Below are 22125 nucleotides of genomic sequence, written 5' to 3' on the forward strand. Positions count from 1 at the left end.
ACCGATGACCTCAACCTTGGCAAGGTTGCGCTCTACCAACTGAGCTAGTATCGCAATCTGAAAACGTCTTTCTCCGTTCAGGGCTGCGAATTATAAGAGCATTTTTTTGTGATGCAAGTCCTTAATGCAAAATTACGAAACTTTTTACTCAACTGCTGTAAAAGCACACAGATTTGCAAAAAAAACGGCTCTTATGTCCCTGAAAAGTTAGATAAACGTGATCATTTTATTCGACTAGATGTTAATAATCGTTTTTCGGTAGTACTGCAGCTCGGCGATCGACTCTCGAATATCGTCTAACGCAAGGTGACTTCCCGACTTAGAAAAACCATCTAAAACTTCAGGTTTCCAACGACGAGTCAGCTCTTTCAGAGTGCTTACGTCAACATAGCGGTAGTGGAAGTACTCTTCTAACTCTGGCATGTGCTTGTATAGGAAACGACGGTCTTGACCAATGCTGTTGCCACAAATTGGTGACTTACCTTTTGGTACCCATTTTTCAAGAAACTCAATGGTTTGTTGGATGGCATCTTGCTCTGAAACCGTGCTTTCTTGAATTCGCTTCACGAGGCCGCTGCCAGTGTGAGTCGTTGTACACCACTCGTCCATCTTGTCCAATTCACTCTGAGGTTGGTGAATAGCCAAAACAGGTCCTTCAGCCAGGATGTTAAGCTCACTATCAGTAACGATAGTAGCAATTTCAATGATTTTATGAGTTTCAGGATCAAGTCCTGTCATCTCTAGATCAACCCAAATAAGGTTCTGATCGCTAAAGGACATAAGGCGTCGCCTATTTGTTTATGTGTAAAAGAGGTACTATACCCAAATAACTATACTCAAACTAGCTTTAGGACCATCGAAATCACGTGGTACCAGCAACATCCTGTTTGAGTCCCCAATCATCAAGTTAGATGTGTTAAGTGAAAAATTGTGGCTAAAAAAAAGAAGTTAACCAAAGGTCAAGTACGTCGTGTACGTAGCAACCAGAACAAGCGACTCAAGAAAGAAGATTCTATCCAATGGGATGAGAACATGCTTGGCGGAACCAAAAGCGGACTCGTGATTACGCGCTTTGGCCAACATGCTGATATCGAAGATCTTGAAACTAACGAAGTTCATCGTTGTAACTTACGCCGTAGTATCGAGACTTTAGTTTCTGGTGACCGAGTGACTTGGCGCGCAGGCTTAGAATCAATGGCCGGTATTTCTGGCGTTGTGGAAGCGGTTGAGCCGAGAACTTCAATGCTGACTCGCCCTGATTACTACGATGGCCTAAAGCCAGTAGCTGCGAACGTCGACCAAATGGTTATCGTATCGGCTGTGCTACCAGAGCTATCACTTAATATTATCGACCGTTACCTAATTGCTTCAGAAACGGTAAACATCGCGCCGCTTGTTGTACTGAACAAGGTCGATCTACTGACTGATGAGCAGATTGCTGAATACCGTGAAACACTTAAAGAGTACGAGAAGATCGGCTATAAAGTGATGTTCGTGAGTAAAGAGTCTGGCTACGGCATCAAAGAGCTGGAAGCTGAACTCAAAGACCGTATCAACATCTTTGTTGGTCAATCGGGTGTGGGTAAATCAAGCCTAGTGAATGCATTAATGCCTACGCTAGACATTGAAGAAGGCGAAGTCTCTGAGAACTCAGGTCTTGGTCAGCACACAACCACGGCAGCTCGTTTATACCACTTCCCTTCTGGTGGTGATCTGATTGATTCACCAGGAGTGCGTGAATTCGGCCTATGGCACCTAGAGGCCGACGAAATCACTGAAGCCTTTATCGAGTTCAAGCCTTACCTTGGCGGTTGTAAGTTCCGTGACTGTAAACACATTGATGACCCAGGCTGCATCCTGCGCGAAGCGGTAGAAAACGGAAAGATCAGTCGATTACGTTTCGACAACTACCACCGCATCATTGAAAGCATGGCGAGTAACAAAGATAACCGTCAGTATTCACGCAACAAAAAAGCCGATCTCTAATCGCGTTTTTGTGAACAAATGTGTGCATTTACTGACAATTGGCGCGAATTTAAGTAACATCTCGCGCCCTAAACCGTCATCGACAGATTTAATTGAAAAACAATTAGCATTGGAAAATTAATACAATGGATAAGATTAAAGTTGGATTGCAGTACTGGATTCCACAACATGGATTAACTCGCCTAGTCGGCAAACTTGCGTCTGCTAAAGCGGGCGGCTTAACGACAGCGATCATCAACTGGTTCATCAAGCAATACAAAGTGAACATGGATGAAGCTCTGCATAGCGATCCAAAACACTTTAAAACATTCAATGAATTCTTCGTGCGTGAATTGAAAGAAGGCATGCGTCCTATCGCTGAAGGTGAGTCTGTTATTGTTCACCCTGCAGATGCACGTGTGAGCCAATTTGGCCCAATTACTGACGGTCAACTGATTCAAGCGAAAGGCCATAACTACTCAGCTCGCGAGCTATTGGGTGGTGATGCTGCGCTAGCGGATGAGTTTAAAGACGGTGAATTCGCAACGCTTTACCTGTCTCCAAGTGATTACCACCGCGTGCACATGCCATGCGACGGCACACTGCGCCAGATGATCTACGTTCCAGGTGACCTTTTCTCAGTTAACCCGTTAACGGCAGAAAACGTTCCAAACCTATTCGCACGTAATGAGCGTGTCGTTTGTATCTTCGATACGGAATTTGGCCCAATGGCACAAGTGCTGGTTGGCGCAACGATCGTAGGTAGCATCGAGCAAGTATGGGCAGGTACCATCACCCCACCTCGTGGTAACTCGGTTTACAAATGGGATTACCCTGCACAAGGTGACAAAGCAATCATCTTGAAGAAAGGCGAAGAGATGGGCCGCTTTAAGCTTGGTTCAACCGTTATCAACCTGTTCGCTAAAGATGCGATCAAGTTTGACGACACTATGCAAAATGGCGAGAAAACGGTTCTTGGTACACCTTTCGCGCACATTGCTGGCAAAGAAGCGCAAGCAAATGACGATGTTGTTACCGATTCTGCTGAAAACACTGACCAAGCTTAACAATTTGAGTTAACTCATTTAAGCTTTCAAGGCGCGTTACTTTTTCTATTTCAGAGAAGAACGCGCCTTTTTCTTAACTCTACCGATTCATTTGCTACTCAAGCTCTAACAACTCAATCTTTCAAACCCTGCCCAGCCACCTGCTGCTTCTCACTCTTGTCTCTAATTGCCCAGATAAAAGATTGACCAAAAACAAAACAACTGTCGAAACCTTAAACAACTTTTTGATTTTACAACCCGTCTCCAAGTACCAGAAATCCAGATAACTTACTCTATTTGAAGATATTTTATTTATAGGGTCTTTGTACATGCCTAAACTCAATGTTGGCGTTCTGGTCAAGCTGTTGATTTGTTTTGCGATTCCCTTAGGCGTGTTATTCATGCCGATAGATTCAATACCAATCGATGATCTCACGCTGATTCAACACCGCCTGTTGGCGATATTCTTATTAGCAGCCCTGCTGTGGGTGCTTGAACCTGTTCCGGTATTCGCCACTTCCATTTTGATCATTGCGCTTGAACTGGTGATGATATCTGACAAAGGTTTACACCTATTTAGAAATCCACCAGCGGGGCACAATCTCGGTGAGTTAATCAAATATACCGACATCTTCGGTGCATTTTCGTCACCGATCATCATCCTTTTCATGGGTGGTTTTGCTCTTGCGATATCCGCATCCAAGTACGAACTCGACAACAACCTAGCTCGAGTGCTTCTCAAACCATTTGGTACAGAGCCGCGCTTCATTATGCTCGGCTTAATGCTGATCACCGCCGTGTTCTCAATGTTCATGTCAAATACCGCAACGACGGTAATGATGCTTGCGCTGCTCGGCCCTATCGTGGCATCTGCACCAAAAGGCGATATGGGTATCAAAGCGCTCGTGTTGTGTATTCCAATTGCTGCCAATACTGGCGGTATCGCAACCCCAATCGGTACACCGCCCAATGCCATCGCGCTGCAATACCTAACGGGTGAAAATACCATCGACTTCCTCAGCTGGATGATGATGGGCTTACCCTTTGTGATCATCCAACTCACCATCGCTTGGTTTCTTCTACAAAAACTCTTCCCTTCTAAAGAAAGAAACATGGTGCTCAAGCTTGATGGACAATTTAGAAAGAGCTGGCGAGCGATTGTGGTTTACATCACCTTCGCTGCGACAATCTTATTGTGGATGACCACCAAACTGCACGGCATGAACACCTATGTCGTGTCTATCATTCCACTGGCTGTGTTTACGCTCACTGGCATCATGGGCAAAGAAGAACTCAAGCTGATTAACTGGGATGTGTTGTGGCTGGTCGCAGGTGGTATTGCGATTGGTATTGGCTTAGATAAAACAGGCTTAGCCGCTGCACTCGCACACGCAATTGACTATGAATCGCTGTCACCTGCAGCTGTGGTACTGACATTGTCTATCGTGTGTTGGTTAATGGCGAACTTCATGTCAAACACTGCGACGGCCAACTTGCTGATGCCGATAGCCGCTGCAATTGGTGCTTCCATGGAAAGCCTAGTTGCGATTGGTGGTCTGCAAGGCTTGCTGGTTGTGGTCGCCTTCTCTGCGTCACTTGGTATGATTCTGCCCGTATCGACACCACCAAACTCACTGGCCTACTCGACCGGGCTTATCGAAAGCAAAGACATGGCGAAGATGGGCATCATCTTAGGTATTGTGGGCTTGCTGATGGTTTACCTCGCCCTGTTTATCATCACCTAGCACGTTAATCCCTACTAATGCCCTTCCAGATAGTAATCACGTCTTTGCTATCTGGAAGGTTTAGTGCATATTGAATCCCCCACTTCTACATTTTGACACGGACGTACACTTCAATGGGATTCGAATGGCTGGCTCTTGCTGCCGCTTTTCTTTGGGCTATCGCGAGCCTGATGTCAGTAAAGCCTGCTCAACACTTAGGTTCTTTCGCCTATAGCCGTTGGCGCATGGGTTGCACTGCTATCATCTTATCGAGCATGGCTTGGTTTACTGGTGGCTGGTCAACGGTCGAAGCAGACCTAGTCACGCCGATGATGCTGTCTGGGCTAATTGGCATCTTCATTGGTGATACCGCCCTATTTGCTTGTTTGAACAGAATGGGACCGCGCCAAGCAGGTTTGCTGTTCTCTTGTCACGCCGTGTTCTCGGCAATTCTTGGTTACTTCCTATTTAGCGAAAGCATGACTTCGGTGGAGCTGATTGGCTCGGCTTTGGTGTTCAGTGGTGTATTAACCGCGATATTCTTTGGTCGTCGAGGACAAGCCAACAATCAACTCGAAACCATTAAAGGCACTGTGTGGATTGGTGTTGCACTGGGAATTACAGCTGCGATTTGCCAAGCCTTGGGCGGTATTATTGCAAAACCCGTGATGCAAACCAGCATAGACCCTGTTGCCGCTTCAGCGATTCGTATGATCACCGCTTTTGTTGCTCACTCCGCATTTCGTCTAACTGGCGCTAAGCTCTCACGCGCAATCAACCCGATGAATGGTCAAATATTTGCGATTACCGCAGTGAACGGATTTTTAGCGATGGCGGTGGGAATGACGCTGATCTTGTATGCGCTTCAGGAAGGCAATGTCGGCATGGTTGCTCTGTTATCTTCAACCACACCTATCATGTTGTTACCAATACTTTGGCTGTACACCAAACAGAGACCAAATGCCTACGCTTGGATCGGTGCCATTGTTGCCGTAGTGGGTACTGGTATTCTAGTCAGCTAGCTAGTGAAGTTAATTGGCAGCTGATTGGAAACTGAGAGTGAATAGCTAATGACTATTCACTCTCAGTAAAAACAAAAGCAAAAAGTTAAGAACGTGGGAAAGGAAAAGCCGTCACGTCATCGATGTGGTCATAACCTAACGCCAGCATGATCAGACGATCAATACCTAAAGCAACACCCGCACAGTCTGGTAAGCCCGCTTTTAATGCCTCAATCAAGTGATGGTCAATCGGTTGAGGCGATAAGCCCATCTCAATACGTTTGGCATTGTCATCTTCAAAGCGCTTGAGCTGCTCTTGTGGTTTATCCAGCTCATGGAAGCCGTTTGCCAATTCAATCCCTTTGAAATACACCTCAAAGCGATCCGCCACTCGTGGATCATTCGGGTTAATCTTGGCTAACGCCGCTTGTGATGCCGGAAAGTCATAAACAAACGCAGGGACTTGTTGGCCTATTTTGGCTTCAACCCCAATACTAAACAGCAACTGCAGCAAGGTATCGCGGTCTTCTTCTGGTTCTGCAATGTCGCTGAGCCCAAGTTTCGCCGCAGCTTGCTTTAGCGTATCCATCGAATCTTCCAGTGGACACACACTTAACACATCAATAAAGGCTTGTTGGTAAGTCATTCGCTCTGCTGAGCCTGATTTAAGTACCTGCTGTAACAACAGATCCATTTCATCCATCAAGTCATGATGATCAAAGCCAACGCGATACCACTCCAACATGGTGAACTCAGGGTTGTGGTAACGGCCATTTTCTTCGTTACGGAAAGACTTACAAATTTGGTAAATACAGCCACTGCCCGCCGCTAATAGACGTTTCATATGAAACTCAGGGCTAGTCATAAAGAACAGAGGCTGACCGTGCGCATAACCCGGCCCTACGAATTCAGTTTTGAAAGTATGCAAATGCACGTCCGTCACCGTGGCGTGGCTCATCGCAGGCGTATCCACTTCCATCACGTTTCGCTCAGCAAAGAACTGACGAATTTGATTAAGGATATCAGCACGTTGCTTTAACTGTTTAATGGTTGCGGCCGGTTGCCATGTAGAGTGCATTATTGAGTTCCATATTACTGAATTCTAGGCGACGAAAATTACCACCTTTCATCGCTTTTGTAAGCTTCTATCTTTCTATTCGTGAAAGCAAAATGTTGTTTTAATGAAGCCAGAAAATTACGTTCTACAATACAATTATCAATACAGATTTCACATCAACATTGATAACAAAAATCATACTCAACAAGCCGTTAACACCCGTCCTGTGGGTTAATCGTTATCAACAATTCATTGCCGTGATTGCAGTCACATAACCTATAATTTCTATGCCTCCATATGCATTACCGACCTAAAAACCCAAATGCATCAACTTTTCGAATACCGTCCTCTCTTACACTGAACCTACCACTTAAGGCTTAGGGGCGCTAAATGGTTCCTACGATTTAGAACCTCCTAAATAGGCTTTTTATAATTACAAGCGGAATACTCCGCATCACACTGGAGAATAACTGTGAAGACAATTACCACAGATATCGCAGTCATCGGCGCAGGCGGCGCTGGTCTTCGTACAGCTATTGCTGCGGCTGAAGCTAATCCTGAACTGGAAGTAGCACTGATTTCTAAAGTTTACCCAATGCGTTCGCACACGGTAGCGGCAGAAGGCGGTTCAGCAGCAGTAATTAAAGACGAAGATAGCTTAGATAACCACTTCAACGATACTGTTGGTGGTGGCGACTGGCTATGTGAACAGGATGTTGTTGAATACTTTGTTGAAAACTCGACTCGCGAAATGATCCAAATGGAACAATGGGGCTGCCCATGGAGTCGTAAAGAAAACGGTGAAGTAAACGTACGCCGATTCGGCGGTATGAAGGTAGAGAGAACGTGGTTCGCAGCGGATAAAACCGGCTTCCACATGCTTCATACTCTGTTCCAGACTTCGATGAAGTACGACACAATCAAACGATTTGATGAGTACTTTGTGGTGGACCTTCTCGTAGAAAACCAGAGCGGCGTTGAAGATGGCGAAGTACAAGGCCTAATCGCGATTCACATGTCTGAAGGTGAGCTTGTTACCATCAAAGCAAAATCTGTTGTTCTAGCAACGGGTGGCGCAGGTCGTGTTTACCACTGTAATACCAACGGCGGCATCGTAACTGGCGACGGTATGGCAATGGCTTATCGCCACGGTGTACCACTGCGTGATATGGAGTTCGTTCAATACCACCCAACAGGCCTACCAGGCACTGGCATCTTGATGACCGAAGGTTGTCGTGGTGAAGGCGGTATCATCGTCAACAAGAACGGCTACCGTTACCTCCAAGATTATGGCATGGGCCCTGAAACTCCAGTGGGCGAGCCGAAAAACAAATACATGGAACTGGGTCCTCGTGACAAAGTTTCTCAAGCATTCTGGCACGAGCAGCAGAAAGGCAACACCATCAAGCACCCGCTTGGTGATGTCGTACACCTTGACCTTCGCCACCTTGGTGAAGAGTACCTGCAAGAACGCCTACCGTTTATCTGTGAGCTAGCAAAAGCGTACGTAAACGTCGACCCAGCAAAAGAGCCAATCCCAATTCGTCCAACCGTTCACTACACCATGGGTGGTATTGAAACTAACGGTACCTGTGAAACTCGCATTAAAGGCCTATTCGCCGTTGGTGAATGTGCTTCAGTTGGCCTGCACGGTGCAAACCGCCTAGGTTCTAACTCTCTGGCTGAGTTCGTTGTATTTGGTCGCGTAGCGGGTGAACAAGCCGTGAAACGTGCAGCAGAATTCAAAGGCTGGAATGAAGAGTCTATCGCGAAGCAAGTGAAAGCGGTTGAAGATCGCATCGCAGGTCTGCTAAGCCAAGAAGGCGATGAGAACTGGGCTGATATCCGCACTGAAATGGGTCACACCATGGAAGCGGGTTGTGGTATCTACCGTCAAGAAGACTTGATGCAAGAAACCATCGACAAAATCACTGAGCTAAAAGCACGTTACAAAAAGATCAGCATTAAAGACAAAGGCCAAGTGTTCAACACGGACCTACTTTACGCTATCGAAGTGGGTTACGGTCTTGAAGTTGCTGAAGCGATGGTTCACTCAGCTATTCTTCGTAAAGAGTCACGCGGTGCGCACCAACGTCTAGACGACAACTGCACAGAACGTGACGACGTGAACTTCCTGAAACACTCTCTATCGTTCTACAACGAAGATGCAGCACCAACCATCGACTACAGCGGCGTTAAGATTACTAAATCTCAACCTAAAGCTCGTCTTTACGGTGAAGCTGCTGAGAAAGCCGCTGCCGCTGAAAAAGCAGCAGAAGAGAATGCGAAGAAGAGCGAAGAGGAGCAAGCATAATGTCAGCGAATCGAATCCAAAAAATTGAAATCCTGCGTTATGACCCTGAGCACGATGCAGAACCTCACTTTCAAACCTTTGAAGTTCCGTTTGATGAAACCATGTCAGTACTTGATGCGATCGGTTACATCAAAGACAACCTAGATAAAGACCTGTCTTACCGTTGGTCTTGTCGTATGGCGATTTGTGGTTCTTGCGGCATCATGGTTGATGGCGTGCCAAAACTGGCGTGTAAGAGCTTCTTACGTGATTATCCAAACGGCTTCAAAATTGAGCCTTTGGCTAACTTCCCAATCGAAAAAGATTTGATTGTCGACATGACGCCGTTCATCGAGCGCCTTGAAGCGATCAAGCCTTACATCATCGGTAACGACCGTAAGCCAGAAGACGGCACAAACATCCAAACTCCAGAGCAAATGGCGAAATACAAACAGTTCGCTGGCTGCATCAACTGTGGTTTGTGTTACGCAGCATGTCCTCAGTTTGGTCTAAACCCTGAGTTCATCGGCCCTGCGGCACTTGCTCTTGCTCACCGCTACAACCTAGATAGCCGTGACAATGGTAAAGCCGAACGTATGAAGCTTATCAATGGCGACAATGGCGCTTGGGGCTGTACGTTTGTAGGTTACTGTTCTGACGTATGTCCGAAGAAAGTAGACCCAGCGGCTGCAGTAAACCAAGGTAAAGTTGAGTCTTCAATGGACTTCGTTATCTCGATGTTCAAGCCAGACGGATCGCAAGTAAAAACAGCAGAGGAGGCATAATATGAGCAATCGTAAGCCTTATGTTCGTGAGATGAAGAGAACGTGGTGGAGCAACCATCCGTTCTACCGCTTCTACATGCTACGTGAAGCGACTGTACTGCCTTTGATTTTATTCACTCTGTTCCTAACCTTCGGTTTGGGTGCACTAGTGAAAGGCCCTGAAGCTTGGGCTGGTTGGTTGAGCTTTATGGCTAACCCTATCGTCGTTGGTATCAACATCGTGGCACTGCTAGGCAGCTTGCTGCACGCTCAAACCTTCTTCAGCATGATGCCTCAAGTAATGCCAATCCGTCTTAAAGGCAAATTGGTTGATAAAAAAATCATCGTACTGACCCAGTGGGCAGCGGTGGCTTTTATTTCTTTAATCGTTCTTGTTGTGGTGTAAGGAGCTTTCGTTATGAACACAAATTACAAAGTAAAACCTGTTAACCACAACCCACAACGCTCTGATGAGCCAATCTGGTGGGGCCTATTTGGCGCTGGCGGTACTTGGTTTGCGATGATCACACCAATCACAGTTCTAGTGTTAGGTATCTTAGTGCCAATGGGCATCATCGATGCGGACGCAATGAGCTACGAGCGTGTGTCTGAATTCGCCACCAGCATTATTGGTGCGCTATTCATCATCGGTACGCTAGCACTGCCAATGTGGCACGCAATGCACCGTCTTCACCACGGCATGCACGACCTTAAGTTCCATGTCGGTGTTGCGGGTAAAGTTGGCTGCTACTTCGTTGCAGGCCTAATCAGCGCATTGTCTATTATCTTCATTTTTATGATTTAACAGTTAAGAGCAGATTCGGGATTCAAGTTATAGAGCACCGAAGAGCTTAAGAGCGAAAAGACTAAAAGCAGAACAAGAACTCCTTGTTCTGCTTTTTTTGTTGCTTGTTATATCTCTTACTCTCAATTTCTCTAAGAACCCATCCGAAAAACCACTCACAAGAAAATCAACCTATTCAATAAAAAGCCAAATTAAACCTATTATTTTGTGAACCCCCTTCAAAAAAATAAATTCTTGCCATAATTAAACCAATCATTTGCAACCTAACGCTTAAATACTCAACCTCGCACAGTGTCTTTAGTTGATGCAAATCACAGTCCATAACAAATAACTAAACTTTATGGTTAAGCATTCTTGATTCGCAGCGTGCATATTGGTAATAATTCCTTATAAAAAACAAATATTAATAACAATAATATCAGTATGCAGGTTTATCTATGGACGGCTTAAAATCAATCTACTTTCCGCGACACACTTCCCCCCCAATGGCTAGTCGATATTAATTCTATTTAGTCATTCAAAATGAATCTAAAAAAGATTGTGTTTTCGATAGCTGTTTTTTCTGCAGTTGTCATTGGGTATACCTTTTTTTCATCTTTTCCCTCTCCTGAATGTCGTCAGTATTCAGGTGAACTACGTATGGGAGAAGAAATTACAACCTTCACTTTTTCGCTTCTTTCTAAAACCGTCGAACTAAAGACAACATTTAACCAGCCTCTACAAAAGCTCGGTATACCAAATGAAATACATTACCAGTTTCAAATCCTTGCAGTCACACAGCAAAATAAGACTTGGCGCTACCGATTAAAAGAACTAAACAGTGGTTTTCTGCAAGAGCTCGAAATTAAGTCAAATGGTGATCGTTATTCGATTCGTTGGATCAACGACCGAGCAAACAACATAATTTACAAATGCACGGAAGTAGATAATGCAAAACTTTAAAAAAGCAGCAATCGCGGTAAGCCTATCCTTAGCGGTTTCTAGTTGTTCAAGTACAGGTAATTATGGTGGCATTAGCACTACCACTCTAATTGGCTGTGCTGGAGGGATGATAGTCGGTGGTCTTGCTGGCAAAGCTCTTGGTGGAAAGGAAGGAGCGTGGATCGGCGCAGGTGTTGGCGCATTAGTCGGTTGCTCCGTTGGCTATTACTGGGCGCAACGTGAAGCAAAACTAACAGAAGCGGCAAAAGAACAGAATGTAGACGTCGAGTTTGAACGTATTGGCTCTCAGGATGACAACGAAGTCGACGGCATGGTCGTAGTCCAATCAAAGGCGATTATTAAAGCTGAACAAACGGGTAATACAGAGCAAATTGAAAATGTGGTGGGCAACTCCGAAGTAGTTGGCCTTTCTGCAACAGTTAAAGGCGATATATTCCGAACAGGCCAAACCGATGTATCGAGTGCGAAACATAAACGCTTCTTTAAAACTTATTCAGACACCGTAAAACCAAGTGGTAGCGCAGTACTGGTCGTAGGGCACACAGATAACACCGGTTCGGCAAAAGTTAATGCCGAGGTTTCACTTAAACGAGCTCGTAGTGTTGCTCGTGAATTAATCCTCAACGGGATCCCAAAAGAAAACATCTATATTTACGGGGCTGGAGAATCTCAACCAATTACCTCCAATAACTCGACTCAAGGCCGTGCTGAAAATCGACGTATTGAAGTCGTTACTCTGGATAACAAACCTGAATACATTACCAACTATGTTCGATACAAAGCGACAGAACCTAGCTACGCGAAACTAAGAACCACAGATAACATTGCCAAACGCAGTAAAACTGTTAGCCAGCAAGTCACGAAAGGACAAGCGACTTCTGTACAAAGCACGACAGCTGTAAAAGATCTAATCGATAAAAACAACCGTCGTAGTATAAATAATCGTTCTTATGTCGACTTCGGTGGGGAAAGCTATCAAGGGGCAGGAAATAACCTTTTTGCCTACATTGGCGCGCGCGAGAGCAATAATTTCTCAATTATCGGACAGGCTGTGGCCAATACACTTGAAGAATCATCATGTGTCTACGACGAACCAAGTGTAACGACCCCATTATTTAAGATAAGTGATAATAGTCGTCGAACAACAGATTACCTACCAGGGATGAACCGCACAGCATGGGGGGCCGAAGTAAATGAGCACCTTGTCGCTCTAGCACCACTAGCAGTGGACCGAAGCTCGTTAGAGGCAACCGAAAGCCCTTCTATTTATGTTTACGAGGGTTACGCTTTAAACAAGAAAGTTAAACCTCAAAAGACGCATAAAGTCGTTGATGTCAATATCTACAATGGATCTGAAGGGGTTATTTATCGCGCCTTCGTACAAGACAAAAACTACCCAATTAAGTGTGTAGATATTGCTGTGAACAAAAAACACGATAAAGGCGTGTTTAGTGCATTTGCTGGCAGTATCTACTACCAAGGTCCTAAAGGCCTGATGATTGCAGAATACAAACCAGGGAAAATTTAATCATGAGTGAATTAACAACTTGGCTATTACTCAACCGCATGCTTGTGGTAGGTATCAGCTCAATTATTATAGCTATAATCGTTTATCTTAGTAATCGCGATACCATCAATCTATATTTAAAGGCGATGTATTATCGCCTACCCGTCATAGGTAAAAACGCTCGGCTGGCAAAAAGGCTGGGATTAGATGACCAACGCTGGTTTAACTCAGAGCGTGAAGTATGTAATAGTTTTTTACCATTCTACGACCAGTATAATGCTGATGAATATCATTACGACCAATCAAGTCGTTACCTAAACAAAGTTGGAGATACCGGCATCTCCCCGATGAAATGGTACACTTGGCTTGGCTTGTCTATCATGGTTCTAATTGAAGCTGCTGGCTTTGCTTATGTCCTTGCTGGTTTCACCATTCAAGATGGTAGTGAATCAATTCAAGTCCAAGCCGCTGTCGGTATTGCATTATTGATCAGTGTACTTTTGGTCGGATTTACTCATGCGATGGGTGGTGAGCTATACCGAAACCAACAGATAGGTAAAATTCGTCTGCACTGGAACCATGATCCACAAAAGCCAGGAGTCATTGCACCTGATCTGAACATTGGCTTGAAATCCAAAACGAATGCTCTCGATGACAACCAACCAAGTTGGCGCCAAATGGCAAACCGTTTAGCCAAAGCGAATGCCGGTTTCACTAAGTCTTGGATGATGAGCATCGTTACTATTGCCTTCATTTCCATTGTTGCCGTCGGTGCAACCTACGTTCGTGGACAAGTGCTTGAAAAAATTGCAATAGAAGAAATTAGTGGTCACGAACAAGAAGGGATGGGAAGCGCCTTTGATATTCAAGACCCATTCGCTGAAAGTGCACCTGCAGAGCTAAGTGCATACAATAATGAAGCAGAAAATAAAGCATTTATCGATGCTATAGATGCCCACAAACGCGGCGGGTGGATGACGTTTATCATGCTAGCCGTTATCTTTGCGGCAATGCAGGCATATAGTATTTACCTTGGCTTCAAAAGCACATTCTCAGGAAAAGAATCCCCCGTCGCTTATAATGCAACTTATAAGTTCTCTAACGTCAATGCATACATTGAACACTATGCAGCACTGCAAGCCAATGTTGAACGTGTTGCGCAAAGCGTACTTTCGCACTTGCAAAGTAAAATTGCGATTAATGCCCAAAGAAGCGCAGGCGAACAACATATTATTTATGCCGCAAACAACCCTTCTAGTCGTAACTTCTTAAATTATTACAAGCTACGAGCTTTGAAGAGCGCAGAAACACCTGAGCTTATCAAATCAAAACAACCTGACTATCAGCCAGCTCAAACAATTGAACCACAGCCCGTAGTCCAACCAACAACTCAACCAATTGAAGAATCAATCCACCAAACGACACCAGCCCCACAATCACACGTAACACCAACTGCAGAATCATTCCTCACCGACCTGGATATTATCAACAAAGTGAAGAGTAACAACTTTGATGGTTTAACAGATGAACAAATCGTTGCAGCACTTAAGACTATAAATAACGAGCCTAAGCCAGAAACTACAGAAGAACGCCTCGCTCGACTACAAAAACAAGCGATGGTTTCTTAAAGGTATGAACATGAAAAAAACATCCTTAGTTATATGCGCAACAGTTGCTCTTATTTCTCAAATCACTAATGCAGCCACCTTGCGTAACGATGTCCCAAGCTGCACTAGTGAAGTACCTGCGGAATATTACCAACTACCAAATGATCGAGAGCTGGTTATCTTGCTGGATAAAACGATGGCTCACTCCCTTGACCAAGGTATCAAGTCAGAGCTTTATCAAAGTGTAAAACGATTCATTCAACCAGGTGACAAAGTGCAGCTGGTCGAGTTTTCATCGTTTGCTCAAGACAGTTACACAAAAGTGACATTTAACGGTCAACTGGATACTCAACTCAGTGATGAACATCGTAGCTATGTGAAAAAATCCGTTCTTAAGTCGCTGGATAAGTGTCTCGATAAACAACATAACTTTATGTTAAACAAAGTTGGTATATCGCTAAAAACGGCATTTCAACCTCAAGAAAAGCCTACAAACACTGAGTTGGTTGGCGCTTTGAGTGACATAAGCAGTCAGGTACTCACTCAATCAACCGCTAAACGTAAAGTTGTTTTACTTATCAGTGACATGCTTGAGAACTCAGACATCACCTCCTTCTACAAGAACAACAAAACTCGAGTTATCAATCCACAACAAGAATTGAAGCGAGTGTCTGCATCGCAAATGTTTGCCAATTTTAACCAAGCTGATATTTATGTAATTGGTACCGGTGTTATACCTGGTAATCAACAGTACATATCGGCACAAAAAATGAGCAAATTAGAATCTTTTTGGAAAGACTACTTCAAGCAAAGTAATGCAACATTGCTCGGTTTTGGTAAGCCGATGCTACTTGGAGATATTCGCTAATTTTACCCATATCAGGGCAACTTTAGTTGCCCATTTTTAATTAAAACAAGGATGTAGCATGAGTCATTGTCACAGCACAATATTTCATGGCGATAATTTCTGTCCGGATTGTGGAGAAACTTTAACCACAACACCACAAAAGTATAGCGTTGAAGAAGTCTTTCCAACAATTTTAGATGACGTAAGAAAATATTATACAGAAGCAGAAGCTAAGACAGGCCGAGTACTTGAATCCAGGCTCTACAAACGTTTATCTAAAACGTCTTCGCAAAATCTAGAGTACTCATATTGGTGGCTCAGACTAGAAACCAATGATGGGACAATTATCGAGACCTCGATTTCCGCGGAGCACAAATATACATCTTCCATTGGTCGTGGCGACATTCTTACTCTCTATTACCCTACAACAATGAACCTGTTATACAAAAAAAGTCGCGATGCAAAGAAATTTGTCAAAGACAACCAATCCGTACCATGTGTCGTTGTTCACGGTGACAAGGGACAATGTTATACGGTAGAAAACCTTTATCCAAAGCCTGAAAAAAAGTCCCCGTGGCTCTGGATTGTGGCAGGCGTATTAGCAGCTATCCTGATGTTTAATGCATCTCACACCACAACAGGCTCTGTATGGTTTACGAGCTTAGTCGTCGCGATAGTCGTTCTATTGCTAGAAAACAATCGCAACAAAAAGAAATTTGCATTTGAGGAGTCCAAAGATGAAGCTCTAAACGCTTCATTTAAAAAACTCCTCAAAGTAACCAAAGAGCAATTAGGTTACAGCAACATTGAACGAAATAAAAAATCATCGGATATCATTTGTATTCAGTGCAACGCTCGTTTACCCGAAGACATTGGATACTGTACCTGTTGTGGTAACGCAAATACTACAAAATATCCACCAGACACCTCTCTACAAAATGTTAACTCCAAGTTTAACCAAATGAACCCTGCCCCTCCGACGTTGGAAGCAAACGGTTTATACCAAGAGAACGTTGCACAAGAACTCTCAAAAGTTCACTCATCGCCATCATCAGTATCTGTTAGTGACATTCAGCAACGCCTCCACGAGGTTTATTCATATCACTCGCTTGATAACTATACTCACCACTATGCGCTGAAGGATGCACGACAAGGTAAATTGTCCAACGAATTTATTTTAGCTCGCGTTAGCTCTCTTTCTCTCAAGGCAGATGTATCAGACGTTACACACCAAACTACTACCACAACAGAAACCAAGCACTATCGCGGTAACAACTATCAGTACTCAACATATGATACTCAAAGTTCAAGTCACCGAAATCGTTCATCAACTCTTAAAGGTAAGGTGTTACTAGAATATGTTTCGGGTAAGACGGTTACCTTTACGCTGTCTGAAGACGTTTTAGGTGATATCGATGTCGATGACTGGATCGCCATCGCTGATAGCTATGTCGAGTTTGAAGACCAAAGTAAATATTACTTCGAATACGCTTACAATATCACCAAAGATAAAGAATATTTTGATTCATCATTTGCCAACTATTCGGATATTCGTGGTGGAAACATCTGGTGGGGCTGGAACATACTGTTTGTTGTAGGCGGTATTACTGCTGCGTTCACCAATAATGACGCCTTAGTCCCCTTATGTTTCACCGGTATTGTATTGTTTAACTTCTATGCACTTTGTAAATCGCTAAGCTCTTCAGCTAAGAATAAGCGTCAGCGTAAAGCACTACTTAAGCCCTTGCAGGAAAGAGTGTCCGTCTTCAAAGAATCCTTGGAACCACTAAAAAAACAACTGAACGTTATTGGATAGTCTTCAAAAGCCAGCAGCATGGTATGCTGGCTTAGATTTCCTTAATCGGTTTGTTGTGGCGTAAGAAACTATAATTGTAAACAAAAACTATAAAGTTAAGATTGTTAATCACACCCAATCTTCTTATCGCATATTCCAACTTGATATGACTCATCGCCAGATACAAAAAAGGCCGCTCATGAGCGACCTTTTCTATTTCACTGAGCCATCCTAAACAAGATGGACACAATCAAATTACTTCACACGACCAACGTATTCGCCAGTACGAGTATCAACTTTAACAACTTCACCGATTGCGATGAATAGAGGTACGCGAACTACCGCGCCAGTTGCTAGAGTTGCAGGCTTACCGCCAGTACCTTGTGTGTCGCCTTTAAGGCCAGGATCGGTTTCTGTTACTGCGATCTCAACAAAGTTTGGTGGAGTTACTGTGATAGGGTTATCATTCCACAACGTTAGAGTACATACGTCGTTTTCAACTAACCATTTAGAAGTCTCGCCTACTGCTTTTGCATCAGCAGCGATTTGCTCGAATGTTTCGTTGTTCATGAAGTGGTAGAATTCGCCATCGCTGTATAGGTAGCCTAGTTCAACGTCTACAACGTCCGCTAGTTCTACTGTATCGCCTGACTTAAATGTTTTCTCTAACACTTTGCCTGACAGCAGTTTACGAAGTTTAACACGGTTAAACGCTTGGCCTTTACCTGGCTTAACGTATTCATTGTCGATAATTGAGCAAGGCTCGTTATCCATCATGAATTTTAAACCGCCTTTGAATTCATTGGTGCTTACTGACGCCATGATTTTCTCTTCCACATCTTTGAGTTAATTTCAATGCCGCATATCATAACCCGAAAAGTCGAATCTGTTGAGCAAAACTGGCTCAAACAACTATCGAATGCGATCTCTGACCCGACAAAACTGCTTGAGGCATTGGAAATAGACCCAACACCATGGCAAGCAGGCTTCGCTGCTCGTGAGTTATTTGCACTTCGGGTACCTCTTAGCTTTGTCGAACGAATGGAAAAAGGCAACCCACACGATCCATTGCTACGACAAATTTTACCGCTAAGCGAAGAGTTTGAGGTACACCAAGGCTATTCCGCCGATCCTTTGGAAGAACAAGAAAATGCAATTCCTGGGCTACTGCACAAATACAAGAACCGTGCACTGATGATTGTGAAAGGCGGTTGTGCGATTAACTGCCGTTACTGCTTCCGCCGTCACTTCCCTTATCAAGATAACAAGGGCTCGAAGTCTGTTTGGCAAACCAGCCTCGACTATGTAGCCCAACATCCCGAGATAAACGAAGTTATCTTATCCGGTGGCGACCCGTTGATGGCAAAGGACAGTGAACTAGAATGGCTGATCAATGCCATCGAACGAATTCCGCATGTAAAAACCGTTCGAATTCATAGCCGATTACCGGTTGTGATCCCTGCTCGAGTGACTGACGAACTCTGCCAAACATTGACTAACACTCGCCTTAATGTAGTGATGGTCAGCCACATTAACCATGCTAACGAAATCAACTTAGAGCTCAAACAAGCCTTCCACAAGCTTAAGTTAAGTGGTGCTACTCTGCTCAACCAAGGCGTGATGCTTAAAGGCGTAAACAACAGCGCTAACTCATTGAAAGAATTAAGCGAAAAGCTATTCGACGCCGGTGTTTTACCTTACTATATGCATGTACTTGATAAGGTTCAGGGCGCCGCTCATTTCTATATTTCAGATGAAGAAGCGAAACATCACTTTAAAGGATTAATCTCTGAGGTTTCAGGCTACCTAGTTCCGAAGTTAACCCGTGAGATTGGCGGGCGCAGCAGCAAGACACCGCTCGACCTACACATTGAATAGAGAAGTTGTATCAATGAAACACAATACCTCAGTTGCTCCACCAGCAACCATATCTCAACCAGCGCTTAGGTTCAGCTCAAGAGGTTTCACCATCATCGAGCTGGTCGTGGTGATCGTGATTCTAGGTATTGTGTCGGTCACTGCAGCTTCTAAGTTCCTCAACCTTCAAACCGATGCTCGTATCTCGACATTAAACGGCCTTAAAGGCGGAATGGAGGGCGCAAGTGCTATGCTTTATGGTAAGACATCAGCATTGGGCTTAGATAAAGCAGCTAGCGCATCGATTAATGTTGAGGGTGACAATATCTCAGTGGTCTATGGTTATCCTGCAGCGATGAACGATCAAACTTGGTCACAGCTCATCGAATCAACCTTTCTAGATGCTGTTTGGGATACGGGTCGAGCTGACTGGTTCTTTACCAACACAGATGCGAATGATGGCATTATTCTTTATGCGCCTTCTAGCCGAAAAAAACAGGCTGATAACTGCTACCTTGAGTACCAAGAAGCGACAGAGACCACGACACCAGCCTTCACCTTAACAACAAGCGGCTGCTAGGTTTTAAGTAATCTTTATCAATCGTTAAGACAAAAAGTTTTTGTTCGATCGTCCGGTCTATTATTAGCATACTCGGCTCTATTCTAAATTTTTAGGAGGGGTGATATGTCACAATTTATAGAACAAACTCTCAACCTTGCCCCCTTTAGCTGGGCAGGCCTCGCTGCATGCATGCTGTGTGGTTCTTTAATCGGAATCGAAAGGCAAACACGCGGTAAACCCGTCGGAATCCGAACGTCGATTCTGATCATCAGTGGTACCTATTTCTTCCTCACCATGGCGATCAGCCTATCCCCCAACACACTCGATCAAGCTCGTGTGCTTGGTCAGATAATTACGGGTGTTGGATTTCTTGGGGCTGGTGTAATGATGACACTGGATGGCAAGATTCATGGCGTGACTTCAGCCGCAATTATCTGGGTACTCGCAGCATTAGGTATGATGATCGCACTAGGGCATCTTTCCCAATCGGTCATTATCACGCTAATGGCGCTAGTGATTCTGCTTGGTGTCGATAAAGTGGAAAACAGCTTCCAAAGCTTACGTCGTGGCGTTCACCAAAAGTGGATGCGAAAAGGTCGCGTGAAGAAATAGCGCAGCACTTGATAGCCTTAGTGGTAATGCCAATGATACAAAGAAGCCTAGTCAAACGACTAGGCTTCGCATTATTTTGGGAGAACTTAATACACCTGAATGCACACCTGATTCTTACCCGCAGCCTTTGCCTTATAGAGCTGCTCATCAGACGAACGAATACTCTGGTTTTCCCACAAGTGCCCTACGCTGTCGAACTTATACAAAGAGTAAAGCGTCGCGCCACCAGACACTGAGATACTAATCTTGTCACCCGTAGGGCATCGATAACTCTGTAGGCTAATGTCGTTTTGAATTCGCTCAAAGATCGATGAAAGCAACTCAGACGATTCACCCGTAATCGCGACAACAAACTCTTCGCCACCAAATCGAGCCACGATATCTTGCTGTCTAACGCTGTTCAGCATCAACCGAGCAACATGGCAAATCACCTCGTCCCCCACTTTATGGCCATGCTGATCATTAACGACTTTGAAATCATCGATATCAAACACGCCAACACCAATAATCGGCTCTTCATCTTGCGCCAGTAATCGAGCCTCAAAACCACGTCGATTCAGCAAGCCCGTTAATGGGTCGCGCATTGCTAGCTCATTTAAACGCTGGTGCTCTTGTCTTGTATAGAAGCGCCATAGCCATAAAACCGAGAGCAGATACAAAACCAACAGTATCGAAAGCTGAATCTTCTCCATCTCCAATACATGCAGAAAGTGCTCGCTCTTATCTTCTTCAATACTCAGATATAGCTGGGTGTTAATGTCATCAACATACAGAGGCTTGGAATACGTAAAATCCATAAACCCGTATTTGTTTGCGCCTCGAGTACTGGTGACTTTATAGCCATGGGTAGGGTTCGATACTAGGTTCGAGACATAACCATCGACACCCAACACCCCTTTAAACTCACCATTAACGTAGATTCCTTTGGTTAAGGTCACCACTTTCTGACCTGTCAGGTAGTCATCATATTGGCCGGTATACACCACTTGGTCTTGCCCTTGAGCTAAGCCAAAGCGAATCGTGTTCACCCAATAAGGCCTGCTATTCACAACCGAATCAAAGGTGTCGCCCTTAATGTAACTGGCAAAATCAGAAGGCGAAGAGATAATGAATTTCTCTTTTGAAATGAAATAAATCGCAGAGATGGTATCAATGGTATTGGCAAAATAAGCCATGGTCGGCGCGATGAACAGGCGCTTGCCCGCTTCGGTATAAAGGTCCGATTCCGGGTTGCACATCTCGCGAGGGCCAGAGAACATAAAATCAAAACGAGGGGCATGTTGCTCCTCACTGGTGAAGTAACACGTCTCACCCTCGATCTTTTTGTCATGCGAGAATACGTAGGTATCCCCATGCAGTGGATAAAGCGCAGTGATGTTGTACTCAAGCGCATTTATGATCTGTGTGAGCTCCGCTAAAGAGCGTGTTACGCCTTGGTTTTCCATTCCATACTGTTTATCTGATTCTTCCGCTGAATCAACGAGCAACAAGCTCAAAACTACTAAAAAACTGGCGGTCAGGCCTAAGAAAGCCTTTTTAAAATCGACGGTATGGTGGTTAATCAAAGCATATAAATCATCATTAGGGATTTATCGCACATTGTACTCATAAGTAAAAATACTGCAATAGAAAATATAAAACAATATGCTTATCTATTTTGGAGGGGCGTTTGGATATCTATAAGAAAATGTTGAGTTGCAATAACGCCTAAGTCAGATGCACTTAGGCGCTATGAATCACT

The 22125-nt window shown here is 44.3% G+C and carries 20 protein-coding genes; 16 read left to right on the top strand and 4 right to left on the bottom strand.

Annotated elements, in window-relative coordinates:
- Positions 1-234 precede the first annotated feature (234 nt).
- Positions 235-780 (bottom strand): oligoribonuclease, encoded by a 546-nt coding sequence (gene orn, locus AB6E52_RS05150; RefSeq protein ID WP_010434065.1) that lies wholly within the window; start codon positions 778-780, stop codon positions 235-237.
- A gap of 150 nt (positions 781-930) precedes the next feature.
- On the opposite strand from orn, the gene rsgA reads away from it, so the two are divergent.
- The 4 genes from rsgA to AB6E52_RS05170 all read left to right on the top strand — a co-directional run bounded on the left by rsgA (position 931) and on the right by AB6E52_RS05170 (position 5757).
- Positions 931-1986, top strand: coding sequence for a small ribosomal subunit biogenesis GTPase RsgA (gene rsgA / locus AB6E52_RS05155; protein ID WP_017061306.1), 1056 nt, complete (start codon positions 931-933; stop codon positions 1984-1986).
- 125 nt (positions 1987-2111) lie between these two features.
- Positions 2112-3032: an archaetidylserine decarboxylase gene (gene asd, locus AB6E52_RS05160; RefSeq protein ID WP_017063172.1), complete on the top strand. Its 921-nt coding sequence runs from the start codon at positions 2112-2114 to the stop codon at positions 3030-3032.
- 308 nt (positions 3033-3340) lie between these two features.
- Positions 3341-4756: a DASS family sodium-coupled anion symporter gene (locus AB6E52_RS05165; protein WP_102320033.1), complete on the top strand. Its 1416-nt coding sequence runs from the start codon at positions 3341-3343 to the stop codon at positions 4754-4756.
- 113 nt (positions 4757-4869) lie between these two features.
- Entirely contained in the window at positions 4870-5757 is an 888-nt protein-coding gene (locus AB6E52_RS05170) for a DMT family transporter (protein ID WP_017071213.1), read from the top strand.
- 85 nt (positions 5758-5842) lie between these two features.
- Here the strand turns inward: AB6E52_RS05170 and epmA are convergent, their stop codons facing one another.
- On the bottom strand, positions 5843-6814 hold the full coding sequence (gene epmA / locus AB6E52_RS05175) for an elongation factor P--(R)-beta-lysine ligase (RefSeq protein WP_102320032.1): 972 nt from the start codon (positions 6812-6814) through the stop codon (positions 5843-5845).
- Positions 6815-7265: 451 nt separating this feature from the next.
- Between epmA and frdA the strand changes: the two genes are divergently transcribed.
- The 9 genes from frdA (at position 7266) to AB6E52_RS05220 (ending at position 17374) form a co-directional block, all read left to right on the top strand.
- Positions 7266-9107: a fumarate reductase (quinol) flavoprotein subunit gene (gene frdA / locus AB6E52_RS05180; protein ID WP_102320031.1), complete on the top strand. Its 1842-nt coding sequence runs from the start codon at positions 7266-7268 to the stop codon at positions 9105-9107.
- A complete protein-coding gene (locus tag AB6E52_RS05185) occupies positions 9107-9871 on the top strand; it encodes a succinate dehydrogenase/fumarate reductase iron-sulfur subunit (protein WP_009847917.1) in 765 nt (254 codons plus the stop codon). Before frdA ends, AB6E52_RS05185 begins: the two co-directional genes overlap by 1 nt.
- Before the next feature lies 1 nt (position 9872).
- Positions 9873-10256 carry a fumarate reductase subunit FrdC gene (gene frdC / locus AB6E52_RS05190; protein WP_017061300.1) on the top strand — a complete coding sequence of 128 codons (384 nt, stop codon included), beginning with the start codon at positions 9873-9875 and terminating at the stop codon, positions 10254-10256.
- A gap of 12 nt (positions 10257-10268) precedes the next feature.
- Entirely contained in the window at positions 10269-10655 is a 387-nt protein-coding gene (gene frdD, locus AB6E52_RS05195) for a fumarate reductase subunit FrdD (protein WP_065584500.1), read from the top strand.
- 522 nt (positions 10656-11177) lie between these two features.
- Entirely contained in the window at positions 11178-11597 is a 420-nt protein-coding gene (locus AB6E52_RS05200) for a hypothetical protein (protein WP_133151369.1), read from the top strand.
- Complete coding sequence (locus tag AB6E52_RS05205) at positions 11584-13125, top strand: OmpA family protein (RefSeq protein WP_102320029.1); 1542 nt, start codon at positions 11584-11586, stop codon at positions 13123-13125. Before AB6E52_RS05200 ends, AB6E52_RS05205 begins: the two co-directional genes overlap by 14 nt.
- 2 nt (positions 13126-13127) lie before the next feature.
- A complete protein-coding gene (locus AB6E52_RS05210; protein ID WP_241910576.1) occupies positions 13128-14732 on the top strand; it encodes a hypothetical protein in 1605 nt (534 codons plus the stop codon).
- 10 nt (positions 14733-14742) lie between these two features.
- Positions 14743-15579 (top strand): hypothetical protein, encoded by an 837-nt coding sequence (locus AB6E52_RS05215; protein WP_102320028.1) that lies wholly within the window; start codon positions 14743-14745, stop codon positions 15577-15579.
- A gap of 58 nt (positions 15580-15637) precedes the next feature.
- Complete coding sequence (locus tag AB6E52_RS05220; RefSeq protein WP_102320027.1) at positions 15638-17374, top strand: hypothetical protein; 1737 nt, start codon at positions 15638-15640, stop codon at positions 17372-17374.
- A 234-nt stretch (positions 17375-17608) separates the two neighbouring features.
- On the opposite strand, the gene efp is transcribed toward AB6E52_RS05220, so the two are convergent.
- A complete protein-coding gene (gene efp / locus AB6E52_RS05225) occupies positions 17609-18175 on the bottom strand; it encodes an elongation factor P (RefSeq protein ID WP_017061297.1) in 567 nt (188 codons plus the stop codon).
- Between the two features lie 33 nt (positions 18176-18208).
- Here efp and epmB point away from each other — a divergent pair, with 33 nt between their 5' ends.
- From epmB to AB6E52_RS05240, 3 genes are all read left to right on the top strand, one after another.
- Positions 18209-19231 carry an EF-P beta-lysylation protein EpmB gene (epmB, locus tag AB6E52_RS05230; RefSeq protein ID WP_102320026.1) on the top strand — a complete coding sequence of 341 codons (1023 nt, stop codon included), beginning with the start codon at positions 18209-18211 and terminating at the stop codon, positions 19229-19231.
- A 13-nt stretch (positions 19232-19244) separates the two neighbouring features.
- A complete protein-coding gene (locus tag AB6E52_RS05235; protein WP_102320025.1) occupies positions 19245-19790 on the top strand; it encodes a prepilin-type N-terminal cleavage/methylation domain-containing protein in 546 nt (181 codons plus the stop codon).
- Between the two features lie 105 nt (positions 19791-19895).
- On the top strand, positions 19896-20384 hold the full coding sequence (locus tag AB6E52_RS05240) for an MgtC/SapB family protein (RefSeq protein WP_004733333.1): 489 nt from the start codon (positions 19896-19898) through the stop codon (positions 20382-20384).
- Between the two features lie 86 nt (positions 20385-20470).
- Here the strand turns inward: AB6E52_RS05240 and AB6E52_RS05245 are convergent, their stop codons facing one another.
- Entirely contained in the window at positions 20471-21949 is a 1479-nt protein-coding gene (locus tag AB6E52_RS05245) for a diguanylate cyclase (protein WP_017063163.1), read from the bottom strand.
- Between the last annotated feature and the right edge of the window lie 176 nt (positions 21950-22125).

Source organism: Vibrio sp. 10N.247.311.13 (assembly GCF_041467595.1).
Classification (GTDB): Bacteria; Pseudomonadota; Gammaproteobacteria; order Enterobacterales; family Vibrionaceae; genus Vibrio; species Vibrio crassostreae_C.